The organism is Sphingomonas sp., assembly GCF_013812825.1.
Classification (GTDB): Bacteria; Pseudomonadota; Alphaproteobacteria; order Sphingomonadales; family Sphingomonadaceae; genus Sphingomicrobium.
Window position 1 is genome coordinate 1 of record NZ_JACCSU010000053.1, and the last position, 9,898, is coordinate 9,898.

General features: G+C 66.7%; 15 protein-coding genes and 1 other RNA gene. 9 read left to right on the forward strand and 7 right to left on the reverse strand.

Annotated features, from left to right (window positions below; all coding sequences use genetic code 11):
- The 9 genes from H0T81_RS07165 to H0T81_RS07205 all read left to right on the forward strand — a co-directional run.
- The coding region (locus tag H0T81_RS07165; RefSeq protein WP_294011356.1) for a chemotaxis protein CheW at nucleotides 1-1,863 on the forward strand (1,863 nt) is incomplete at its 5' end.
- Nucleotides 1,860-2,297, forward strand: coding sequence for a CheW domain-containing protein (locus H0T81_RS07170; RefSeq protein ID WP_294011358.1), 438 nt, complete (start codon nucleotides 1,860-1,862; stop codon nucleotides 2,295-2,297). The genes H0T81_RS07165 and H0T81_RS07170, both read left to right, overlap by 4 nt.
- A 70-nt stretch (nucleotides 2,298-2,367) precedes the next feature.
- On the forward strand, nucleotides 2,368-2,733 hold the full coding sequence (locus tag H0T81_RS07175; RefSeq protein ID WP_294011360.1) for a response regulator: 366 nt from the start codon (nucleotides 2,368-2,370) through the stop codon (nucleotides 2,731-2,733).
- Nucleotides 2,734-2,815: 82 nt separating this feature from the next.
- On the forward strand, nucleotides 2,816-3,853 hold the full coding sequence (locus H0T81_RS07180) for a chemotaxis protein CheB (RefSeq protein ID WP_294011362.1): 1,038 nt from the start codon (nucleotides 2,816-2,818) through the stop codon (nucleotides 3,851-3,853).
- On the forward strand, nucleotides 3,844-4,719 hold the full coding sequence (locus tag H0T81_RS07185) for a protein-glutamate O-methyltransferase CheR (protein WP_294011364.1): 876 nt from the start codon (nucleotides 3,844-3,846) through the stop codon (nucleotides 4,717-4,719). The genes H0T81_RS07180 and H0T81_RS07185 overlap by 10 nt, the downstream gene beginning before the upstream one ends.
- A gap of 32 nt (nucleotides 4,720-4,751) precedes the next feature.
- Complete coding sequence (locus tag H0T81_RS07190) at nucleotides 4,752-5,432, forward strand: N-acetylmuramoyl-L-alanine amidase (protein ID WP_294011382.1); 681 nt, start codon at nucleotides 4,752-4,754, stop codon at nucleotides 5,430-5,432.
- An 87-nt stretch (nucleotides 5,433-5,519) separates the two neighbouring features.
- Nucleotides 5,520-5,993, forward strand: a complete 474-nt coding sequence (locus tag H0T81_RS07195) for a hypothetical protein (RefSeq protein WP_294011366.1) — start codon at nucleotides 5,520-5,522, stop codon at nucleotides 5,991-5,993.
- A 96-nt stretch (nucleotides 5,994-6,089) separates the two neighbouring features.
- Nucleotides 6,090-6,470: RNase P RNA component class A (gene rnpB, locus H0T81_RS07200), an RNA gene on the forward strand.
- Nucleotides 6,471-6,525: 55 nt separating this feature from the next.
- Nucleotides 6,526-7,062 carry a J domain-containing protein gene (locus H0T81_RS07205; protein WP_294011368.1) on the forward strand — a complete coding sequence of 179 codons (537 nt, stop codon included), beginning with the start codon at nucleotides 6,526-6,528 and terminating at the stop codon, nucleotides 7,060-7,062.
- Between the two features lie 16 nt (nucleotides 7,063-7,078).
- On the opposite strand, the gene H0T81_RS07210 is transcribed toward H0T81_RS07205, so the two are convergent.
- From H0T81_RS07210 to H0T81_RS07240, 7 genes are all read right to left on the reverse strand, one after another.
- Nucleotides 7,079-7,519, reverse strand: a complete 441-nt coding sequence (locus H0T81_RS07210; RefSeq protein WP_294011370.1) for a PaaI family thioesterase — start codon at nucleotides 7,517-7,519, stop codon at nucleotides 7,079-7,081.
- A complete protein-coding gene (locus H0T81_RS07215; RefSeq protein ID WP_294011384.1) occupies nucleotides 7,516-7,923 on the reverse strand; it encodes a SufE family protein in 408 nt (135 codons plus the stop codon). The genes H0T81_RS07210 and H0T81_RS07215 overlap by 4 nt, the downstream gene beginning before the upstream one ends.
- Before the next feature lie 51 nt (nucleotides 7,924-7,974).
- Nucleotides 7,975-8,229, reverse strand: coding sequence for a hypothetical protein (locus H0T81_RS07220; RefSeq protein WP_294011372.1), 255 nt, complete (start codon nucleotides 8,227-8,229; stop codon nucleotides 7,975-7,977).
- Nucleotides 8,229-8,531 (reverse strand): hypothetical protein, encoded by a 303-nt coding sequence (locus H0T81_RS07225; RefSeq protein WP_294011374.1) that lies wholly within the window; start codon nucleotides 8,529-8,531, stop codon nucleotides 8,229-8,231. Before H0T81_RS07225 ends, H0T81_RS07220 begins: the two co-directional genes overlap by 1 nt.
- Nucleotides 8,532-8,598: 67 nt before the next feature.
- Nucleotides 8,599-8,991, reverse strand: a complete 393-nt coding sequence (pspC, locus tag H0T81_RS07230) for an envelope stress response membrane protein PspC (RefSeq protein WP_294011376.1) — start codon at nucleotides 8,989-8,991, stop codon at nucleotides 8,599-8,601.
- Nucleotides 8,984-9,268: an envelope stress response membrane protein PspB gene (gene pspB, locus H0T81_RS07235; RefSeq protein ID WP_294011378.1), complete on the reverse strand. Its 285-nt coding sequence runs from the start codon at nucleotides 9,266-9,268 to the stop codon at nucleotides 8,984-8,986. Before pspB ends, pspC begins: the two co-directional genes overlap by 8 nt.
- 6 nt (nucleotides 9,269-9,274) lie before the next feature.
- A partial coding sequence (locus H0T81_RS07240) for a PspA/IM30 family protein (RefSeq protein WP_294011380.1) occupies nucleotides 9,275-9,898 on the reverse strand: 624 nt, incomplete at its 5' end.

Below are 9,898 nucleotides of genomic sequence, written 5' to 3' on the forward strand. Positions count from 1 at the left end.
TCCGACATGGTGCTGGCGCGCAACGAACTCGCCCGCCGCCTTCGCGAATCCCCGACCGACGTGCCGATCGACGGCGCCTTCGAGCGACTGTCGTCAATTATCGCCGAAATGCGCGACGCAATCACCCGCACCCGCATGCAGCGCATCGAGAATTTGTTCGTCGCCCTGCCGCGGATGGTCCGTGACCTGTCGGCCGAGCTCGGCAAGCAGGTGCTGGTCGACATCGAGGGCGGCGACGTCGAGCTCGACCGCGAGATGATCGAGATGATCCGCGATCCGCTGACCCACATCATCCGCAACGCCGTCGACCACGGCATCGAGACCCCGGCCGAGCGATTGAAGGCCGGCAAGCGCGAAATCGGCATCCTGTGCGTGTCGGCGCGCCAGTCCGGCAACCAGATCCTGATCGACATCCAGGACGACGGACGCGGCATCGACGGCAAGCGACTGGTCGAGAAAGCGGTTTCGGCCGGAACCCTGACCAAGGCCGCCGCCGCCGAGCTCAGCCCGCGCGAGCAGCTGGCGCTAATCTTCGAGGCCGGGCTTTCGACGGCGCGCGAGGTCACCGCAATCTCCGGGCGCGGGGTCGGGATGGACGTCGTGCGCTCGAACGTCGAGCGCATCGGCGGGCTGGTCGAGGTCGACAGCCGCCCGGGCGCCGGCACGCGCATGACTCTGCGGGTCCCGCTGACCCTGACCATCATCCCGGCGCTGACGGTGTCGATCGGCAGCCAGCATTTTGCCATTCCGCGCTCGGCGATCGACGAGATCGTCCGGGCCAACGGCGAGTCGGTGAAGCTCGAGCGCGTCGGCGGCTCCGGAATCGCCACCATCCGCGGCCGCCGGGTGCCGCAAATCGTGCTCGCCGACATCCTCGGCCTCGACAGTCCGATGGAGGACGACGAGCGGACACTGATCGTCCTGCGCCCGGCCGGCGGCGACGTCTATGCTCTCGCGGTCGACCGGATTCACGACCACGAGGAGCTGGTGGTCAAGCCGGCGGCTCCGGCCGTCATGGCGACCGGTCTTTACGCCGGCACGACCCTGGCCGACGACGGCAGCCCGATCCTGCTGTTCGACCCGGCCGGCCTGGCCGAGGTCGGCGGAGTCAAGCTCGAGGCACAGGAGCGCGCGGCGCGAATTGCCGAGGGACCGGCGACCGCCCCGGCCGCCAAAGCCACCGAGGTGATCCTGTTCCGCGGCCTCGATGGCGCGCGCCGCGCTCTCCGGCTGTCGGTCGTCGATCGAATCGAGGAGGTGCCGGCCGCGGCGATCAGACCCGGCGCCGGACAGCTTCGAGTGCAGCTCGGCGAGGCGATCCTTCCGCTCGCCGGCGTTGGTGATTGCCAACTGCCCGCCGACAAGGTGCGCCTGTTCCGCTTGAACGACGGCAGCCACGAGGTCGGTTACTGCTTCCAGGAGGTGATCGACCTGTCGGTGATCGACCACGACGTCATTCCCGCCGATCTGCCGGGGGAAATCAGCGGCGTCTCGCTGATCGCCAACGAGCCCGCCGAGCTGATCGACGCGCACTGGCTGTTCGCCAGCCATGTCGGGGCGGCCGCCAAGTCGGTCGAGGAGCAGCCCGTCTGCCGCCTTCCGGCCGACGACCCGTGGATGCAGAACATGCTTCGGCCGATCGTCGAGGCCGCCGGCTATCGCGTGGTCGGTGAAATCGACGAGGCCGAAGCCGACCTGGTGATCGTTTCGGAAGATGCGAAAGTCGATAAAGCCGCCGCGGGCCGGACCATTCGACTGCGCTCCGAGCCGGAAGCGGCGAGCTCCAAGGATCGCAGCATCTATCGCTACGACCGGGCGGGGCTGCTGATGGCATTGAAGTCTGCAGGGGGCGGCGGGCGATGAACAGGCTTCTCCTCGTCGTCACCATCGGCGGCCAGCGTGTCGCTCTGCCGTCCGAGGCGGTCGAATCCGTGGTTGAGCTCGACGCCTTGATCCCGGTGCCTTGCGCGGCCCCGCATGTCGCCGGCCTCTCAGCGCTGCGCAGCCGGGTGCTGACGGTGATCGACTGCATGCGCTCGCTCGAGCTCGGAGCGACCGATTGCTCCGACGGCATCCGCGAGGCCGCGGTCGTCGAGCTCGACGGCCATCATTACGCGTTGATCGTCGATTTCGTCGAAGACGTCGTCGAGGCCCTGTCCGAACCGGCGCCGGTGCAGGCGGCAATGGGCGATGGCTGGGAGCGCGTGTCGGCGGGGCTGGTCGAGACCGAGACCGGGCCGCTGCTGCTCGTCGACGTCGCGGCGCTGATCGCGGGCGTCGAGGCCAAGGCCGCTTGAGCTCGTGCAGCTTAAGCTCTTCGTTACCCTTGCGGATTAAACACGAAGCCAATCAATGCGGGAACCAAGCATGAAGAGCTGTCTGATCGTCGATGACTCCAAGGTGATCCGCAAGGTCGCCCGTCACATTCTCGAGACCCTCGAGTTCGAGGTCGAGGAGGCCGGCGACGGCCGCGAGGCGCTGTCGCGCTGCGAGGCCAGGATGCCCGACGTCGTCCTGCTCGACTGGAACATGCCGGTGATGAGCGGGATGGAGTTTCTCCGGCTGCTTCGGCAGCGCGGTCACAGCGACCAGCCCAAGGTCGTGTTCTGCACCACCGAGAATGACATGGCCCATATTCGTGCCGCGCTCGAAGCGGGCGCCGACGAATATGTGATGAAGCCGTTCGACCGCGAGACGCTCCACATCAAGCTCCAGCTCGTCGGCGTCGCCTGAGCTAGCCGACGTGGAGCGGGCGCTCGCCAGATCGCGGGACCGCCTCCAAGCGACCCGACCCCCTTGCCGACGCATTCGGTTGATGATCGTCGATGATTCGATGGTCGCCCGGGCGGTGCTGTCGCGGATGGTGGAAAGCGACGGCCAGTTCGAGATCGTCGCTGTTGCCGGCACCGCTGAGGACGCCATCGAGGCGCTCCAGTCGGTCCGGGTCGACGTCATCCTGCTCGACCTCGAAATGCCCGGCGCCGGCGGGCTGAGATCGATCCCCCGAATCATTGCCGCCGCCGCCGGCGCCCGCATCATGATCGTCTCCTCGCTGGCCGACGAAGGCGCCGAGGAAACCGTCGCCGCGCTCGCGCTCGGAGCAGCGGACACGCTTCCAAAGCCCGGCACCGGCCGCTTCAACGGCCGCTTCTCGGAAATCCTGCTGCGCAAATTGAAGGCGCTCGGAGATGCCGACCCGAACCCGCCTTCCTCGACCGCCCGCGACCTGGCGGTCGGCAACCCGCTGCGCTCGATGCCGGCCGATCCGATCGACATCCTCGCGATCGGCGCGTCGACCGGCGGCATCCACGCGCTCGGCACCCTGTTCCAGCATCTGCCGAAACGGATCGGCATCCCGATCCTCATCACCCAGCATCTTCCAGCGCCCTTCATGAGCGTGTTCGCGCGCCAGCTTGGCGCGGTCGCCGAGCGCGAGGCGCTGGTCGCCGTTACCGGCATGGAGCTGTTCCCGGACCGAATGATCATTGCTCCGGGTGATGCGCATTTGACCCTCGACGTGGACAGCGGCGGCTCGCCGGTCGTTCGGCTCACCGACGGCCAGTCGTCGAGCGGCTGCCTGCCGTCGCTGGACCCGATGCTCGCCTCGGTCGGGGCGCTGTACGGCGCCCGCGCGATGGGCGTCGTGCTGAGCGGAATGGGCCGTGACGGAGTCGAGGGCGCCGGCCGGATGGTCGCCTGCGGCGGCTCGATCCTCGCCCAGGATTCTGCCAGCAGCGCGGTGTGGGGAATGCCGCGCGCGGTGCTCGAAGCGGGCCTGGCCTGCGCGGTGATGCCGCCCGACAAGCTCGCTCGCCGAATTGCCTCGCGCACCGGGGACTCCGGATGCAGGTAAGCGACAGCTCCAGCCGGATCCTCGCCAGCCTGCTCGAGGCGCGCACCGGGCAGCAGCTGACCATGAGCCGGCGATGGCGGATCGAAACGGCGCTCGCCGCACTGCTTCGCGAGCGCGGCATCGCCAACCTCGACGAGCTGATCACCATTCTCGTCATGGGCCGCGAGCCCAGTCTGTCCAACCAGGTGGTGGAGGCGTTGCTGAACAACGAAACCTATTTCTTCCGCGATCGCTCGCCGTTCGACCTGTTGGCCTGCCACGCCTTGCCGACGCTCGCCCGGACTCGCGAATCGAGCCGCCGAATCCGAATCTGGTCGGCCGGCTGCTCGACCGGCCAGGAAGCCTATAGCCTGGCGATGCTGTTCGCGGAGAACCAGCCGACCTGGGCTGACTGGACCATCGACATCCTCGCCACCGATGTGTCGAGTTCGGCCGTCGACCGCGCCCGGAGCGGCGTCTACACCCAGTTCGAGGTCCAGCGCGGCCTTGGAATCAACCAGACCATCCGCTGGTTCGAGGAATGCGAGGACGGCTGGCGAGTGGTCGAAGCGTTGCGCAAGCCGGTCCGCTTCCAGGTCCACAATTTGCTCGAACGGCCGCCGCACCCCGGCCAGTTCGACATCGTCCTGTGCCGCAACGTGCTGCTCTATCTCTGTTCCGAAAAGCGCGCTCTCGCGTTCGAGCGGCTGGCCTCGGCGATGGCCCCCGACGGCTGGCTGATGCTCGGCGCCGGCGAGACGGTCATCGGCCAGACCCGCAAGCTGACGTCCGACGGCAATGCACGCGGCCTTTACCGGCTGGTCGGCGATGGTTCCGCGGGCGAAAAGCGCGCTGGACACGACCGAAGGGCTGCCGTCGGGGCTTGACCGATAGCGTCGGCTCGTGCGCCATTGCGCACATGGAGATGATCGAGCGGCCATCGCCGAATTTCGATGAGCGGGCGCTGCCGGTATCGATGATCGTCCTCCACTACACCGGAATGCCCGACGCGGCCGGAGCGCTCGACCGGCTGACTTCGCCCGAATCTCGGGTGTCGGCCCATTATCTGGTCGACGAGGACGGCGGCATTTTCTCACTGGTCGACGAATCGAAGCGCGCCTGGCACGCCGGCAAGTCGCGCTGGCGCGGGGTCAGCGACATCAATTCGGCCAGCGTCGGAATCGAGATCGTCAATCCCGGCCACGAGTTCGGCTACCGCCCGTTCCCCGACGAGCAGATCGCCGCGCTGATTCCGCTGGTCGCCTCGATCAAGGAGCGCCACGCGATCGGCCGCGGCAATGTCGTCGGCCATTCCGATGTCGCTCCGGCGCGCAAGGAGGATCCGGGCGAGCTGTTTCCGTGGGAGGCGCTGGCCAGGAGGCGTCTGGCGCTGCCAAGCCCCAAGCGCGACCTGATCGACCCCTTCTGGACCGACGGCGGCTTCCTGCTCGCCCTCGAGCGCTTCGGCTATGACGTCACCGACCCGCAGAAAGCGGTGATCGCCTTCCAGCGCCGCTTCCGTCCCGACCTGATCGACGGCATTATCGACGGCGAGTGCCGCGCCAAGCTGCTCGCGCTGCTGCTTCCGCGGCCTCAGTGACGTCAGCCGGCGCTAGCGTCCGCGTAGATTCGCAATGTCCGCTTTCGACCCATTGCGGACATTGCGTCCTGATGCGAACGTCTTCCCATGAGCAGAGCACATCAGGCGGAACCGCTATCGAGTTTGGCGGGCCTCTCTCACTGGTGCGAGGAGGAGAGGTTCGTCATCAAAGATGTCAGCCCGAATGAGGCTGCAATCACAGATCCGGACGGGGCGAGTATCTGGTGGCTGTACCGAGTTGAGGGGTGGCTACAGGTCAAGGGGCTGGTTTTCGAAGAAGTAAACGCGACGGAAGCTCTCTGCCTCTCCTTGGCGAGATTGCATACGCGCCTTCTGGGATGTCGCTACGGCATCGACGAAGAGAACAACCTTTTGATTCACGCCGACCTCTTTCCACACGATCAGTCCGGCAGCGCAGTAGGAGCGGCTATTATCCAGATGCAGGCCATCGTGGATAGCACCTTCGACTTACTTTTGCGTGTCCAAGAAAACGGCATCGCAGCCGATGAAAGTGCCATTGACGAGGATTTCAAACTCAGGGGTTCCGCACCCCTCCATTGAAGGTCCGCATTCCAGCCAAAGCAGAGATTTCCGCAGTCGGGCTGCACAGACTAGTCGGACTCGAAATCCTCGCGGCTTTCACCTATATTGGCTTAGCCAGAGGGCCGGGCGGCCGCGTCGGGGAAACTCGCCGAGGAAAGTCCGGGCTCCACGGAACAACGGTGCCGGGTAACGCCCGGCGGCTCCTGCGCAGGCAGGAGTTAGGGATAGTGCCACAGAAAGCAGTCTGCCTGTCTTCGGGCGGGTCACGGCGAAAGGGTGCGGCAAGAGCGCACCGCGCGCGCCGGCAACGGCCGCGGCACGGTAAACCCCACCGGGTGCAAGACCGAATAGGGGCGGCAGATGAGCTACGTTCCGGCTCGCCGCCCGGGTTGGTCGCTGGAGGGGCGGAGCAATCCGTCCCCTAGAGGAATGGTCGCCCATTCGCCGCGGCAACGCGGCGATGGACAGAACCCGGCTTACAGGCCCTCTGGCAGCTTCTTCATCGGGTGCACTGGCGGACCGTCGCGGGCGCCACTAGGTTTAGGGCCGAATGCGACGCCAGAAGAGATCCGACGACTGGGGATTCCCGCGCTGGCGCCCCTACGGCAAGGGGCGCGACACGGCCCGGGTTCGGACCTGCGACCGCGACGGCTGCGATGCGCCCGGCGACCGGCCGGCGCCCAAGGCCCCGAACAGCCGCGAACGCTGGTATTTCTGCGAGACGCACGCCGCCGAGTACAATCGCAACTGGGACTATTTCGCCGGCCTTGACGCCCAGGCCGCCGCCGACCGCGAGGCCCAGGAAAGCGGCGAAGCGTCGGCCTTCCAGAATGCCAAGCATTGGCAATGGGCGGGGCCCGGCGACGGCAGCCGGAGCCGCGACGAGATGCGGGCGTTCGACGCGCTCGAGCTCGACAGCGACGCCGATTTCGGCTCGGTCAAGGCGGCCTACCGCCGGCTCGCCAAGGAAAACCATCCGGACCTCAAGCCCGGCGACGAAGAGGCGGCCAAGCGCTTCCAGCAGGTCAAGGCCGCCTACGACGTGCTTCGCCGGTCCGAGGAGCGACGCGAGGGCAAGCCCCGTTAGCCGCGGATGATGGCTCCTAGGGAGCGATCATGAACGTCCCGGAGCTGTAGGCGATCGGCTTGTCGCCAACGAACGCCGTTCCGCGGGTAAAGGCGATTCGGCGGGTCAGCTTGGTGCATTCGCAGCGGGCGACGACGCTCTCGCCGCGAAAGGCCGGCCGGAGATAATCGATCCGAAGATCGATCGTCGCCAGCGGAATGAACTTGCCGATGGTCGACCACACCGCCGTCCCGCTGGCGGTGTCGATCAGGCTGACGATCGCTCCCGAGGCGAGGATGCCGCTCTCGGGAACTCCAACCAGCTCCTCGCGCCAGGGCAGCCGGAGCTCGGTCCAATTGTCTCCCGAGGCGCCATATTCCATGCCCAGTGCGCGGCCGTGGCCGACGCGCCGGGCGAGCTCGAAAAACCGGGCCGGATCGAAGCGCTCGCCGTCGATCGCCGCCCCGGCGTCGCTCACGCGGCGAGCCGCTGGGCGGTGTCGCGGACCAGCGCGATCATGCTCGGAATGCCCTGGGTCCGGTTGGCGCTCAGCTGCCGCGCCAGATCGAATCGGGCCAGCGCGGCGGCGACGTCCATCCGGGCGACTTCCTCGGCCGGTTTGTCCTGGACCGCGGCGAGAACCAAGGCGACGATCCCCTTGGTGATCGCGGCGTTGCTGTCGGCCTGGAAATGCAGCCGGCCGTCGGGGGTGCGTTGCGGATAGACCCACACCGATGCCGCGCATCCGCGCACCTTCGTCGCGTCGGTCTGGAGAACGTCGGGCATCGGCTCGAGCTTGCGGCCCAGGTCGATCAGCAGCCGATAGCGGTCCTCGCTGTCGAGCAGCTCATATTCGTCGAATATGTCATCAAGGGCGGGCAGGGCGGCCATCGCTTCCAACTAGCAGCGCCGCGGCCCGCCGTCATCTGCGGCCTAATGGTCGCGAAGCTCCTCGATCTCGCGGGACAGGCTGTTCTCGCGCTCGGTGGTGATGCGCTCGAGCACATGGAGGCGCTCCTTGAGCATTTTCACTTCTTCCCGCAGCCGGGCGGCCTCGCCGTCGTCGGTATCTTCCGCCCCGCAGTCACCGATGCCGCGGCGCCGGCGGTTCCAGCTGTAGCGCGCTTTGAGGACGCTCGCGAACATCACGATGGCGACGATCGCGATGATGAATTCATACCTGCCCATCACGAGCTCCGATCCGTCTCTAGCTGCCTGGATTGCTGCGCCTGCTCGGGTCTGTCGCGCAGCGCCTCGATCTGCGCGGCGGTCTGGGCGCCGCCGTCCGTCACAATCTGCTCGAGCACCCGCACCCGCGCCTCGAGCTGGGCATTGCTGGCGGCGTATTGAGCCGCTTTCTCGGCTGCGAGCGAGGTTTCGGCGTCCAGCTGCTTCTCCTTGTATCTGAAATAGCTGCGCGACCAGGTGATTAGAAGCAGGACCGGCAAGCCGATGACGATGAAGGCAATGAAGACGTCTCCCGGGCCCATTACGCGTTGCCTTCTTTGTTGGCGACCGTCGCTGGATTCTCGTTCATGACTTTGAATGTCCCCTGGATTAGCGAAGCTGGTCGATCTCGCGGGCGAGCGACCGGTTCTCGGTGGTCACATAGCTCTCGATGTCGGCCAGCCGCCGGTCGATGTCCTTGAACCGCGAGCGGATGTCGCGCGCGGTCCGCGTCGGCGACGCCCGCACGCCCTGCCAGAATTGCCGTTCCTCGCTGTCGGCGACGGCGAATTCGCTCGGCTTGTCCGGGGTCATCATCGCGGCGATGAAATAGAGCAGCAGCGGGGCTCCGCTGCCCATGATGATCGCGGCAATCAGGCAGATCCGGATCAGCGTGACGTCGAAGCCGGTGTAGTCGGCGATCCCGGCGCACACGCCGAGGACCTTGCCGTTGCGCTTGTCGCGGTAGAAGCGCGTGCGGCTCGGCGGTTGCAGCTCAGCCATTGCTGTATTCCTTGCTCGAGAGGAGGCGCTCGGACCCGGTCCGGTCGGGCAGGCAGTTCTGGCGCCATTCGGGGTTCTCGGCGGTCATGATCCGCTCGATCGTGCACAGCCGGTCGTCCAGCCGGCGCGCGGCATCGTGCAGTTCGTCGAGCAGCTTTTCGTCGGAACGGCTGATCGTGCCGGCCTGCTTCCACTTGGTGATGTAGTGAAAGATCAGCCACGGCAGGCCGATGAACAGGATCGGCACGACGATCAGCGGAATGAGAACGTCTTCCATCTTGGTCTAATCCCCCTTGGCCGCGCGCGCGGCTTTCATGGCTTCGAGCTCGGCATCGACCTTGTCCGACGACTTTAGCTCGGCGATCTCTTCCTCGAGGCTCTTCGGCCCGGTCATGCCGAGCGCGTCGGCGCGCCCCTCGGCGAAGTCGGCGCGGCGCTCGAGCACCTCGAAGCGCGAAAACGCGTCCTCGGTGCGGCTGCCGTTCATCATCTCGCGCGCCTTGGCGCGGGTGACGGCGCTCTCGATCCGCACCGAGATCGCATTCTGGCGGCCACGCGCTTCGCGCAGCTTGCCCTGGAGCTTGGCGATGTCCGCCTCATAGGCCTTTAGCGTAACGTCGATGACCGCCATCTCGGCCTTGAGGCCGTCGGCCATGTCGGCCGCCTTTTGGCGCTCGAGCAAGGCGGCCTTGGCCAAATCCTCGCGGTTCTTCGACAGCGCCAGCTCGGCCTTTTCGGTCCAGCTCGCCTGGAGCTCGTCGAGGCGCTTGCAGGCGCGGCGCATCTCCTTGCCGTCGGCGATCGAGCGCGCTGCCGAAGCGCGCACCTCGACCAAAGTTTCCTCCATCTCGAGGATGATCATCCGGATCATCCGCGCCGGATCCTCCGAGCGATCGAGAAGCTCGGT

Excerpts from the sequence above, each read along its gene's own strand:
- pspC (WP_294011376.1), bottom strand. The coding sequence starts at position 8,991 with ATGGCTGAGCTGCAACCGCCGAGCCGCACGCGCTTCTACCGCGACAAG.
- H0T81_RS07220 (WP_294011372.1), bottom strand. The coding sequence starts at position 8,229 with ATGGGCAGGTATGAATTCATCATCGCGATCGTCGCCATCGTGATGTTC.
- H0T81_RS07170 (WP_294011358.1), top strand. The coding sequence starts at position 1,860 with ATGAACAGGCTTCTCCTCGTCGTCACCATCGGCGGCCAGCGTGTCGCT.
- H0T81_RS07205 (WP_294011368.1), top strand. The coding sequence starts at position 6,526 with ATGCGACGCCAGAAGAGATCCGACGACTGGGGATTCCCGCGCTGGCGC.
- H0T81_RS07195 (WP_294011366.1), top strand. The coding sequence starts at position 5,520 with ATGAGCAGAGCACATCAGGCGGAACCGCTATCGAGTTTGGCGGGCCTC.
- H0T81_RS07180 (WP_294011362.1), top strand. The coding sequence starts at position 2,816 with ATGATCGTCGATGATTCGATGGTCGCCCGGGCGGTGCTGTCGCGGATG.
- pspB (WP_294011378.1), bottom strand. The coding sequence starts at position 9,268 with ATGGAAGACGTTCTCATTCCGCTGATCGTCGTGCCGATCCTGTTCATC.
- H0T81_RS07225 (WP_294011374.1), bottom strand. The coding sequence starts at position 8,531 with ATGGGCCCGGGAGACGTCTTCATTGCCTTCATCGTCATCGGCTTGCCG.
- H0T81_RS07190 (WP_294011382.1), top strand. The coding sequence starts at position 4,752 with ATGGAGATGATCGAGCGGCCATCGCCGAATTTCGATGAGCGGGCGCTG.
- H0T81_RS07175 (WP_294011360.1), top strand. The coding sequence starts at position 2,368 with ATGAAGAGCTGTCTGATCGTCGATGACTCCAAGGTGATCCGCAAGGTC.
- H0T81_RS07185 (WP_294011364.1), top strand. The coding sequence starts at position 3,844 with ATGCAGGTAAGCGACAGCTCCAGCCGGATCCTCGCCAGCCTGCTCGAG.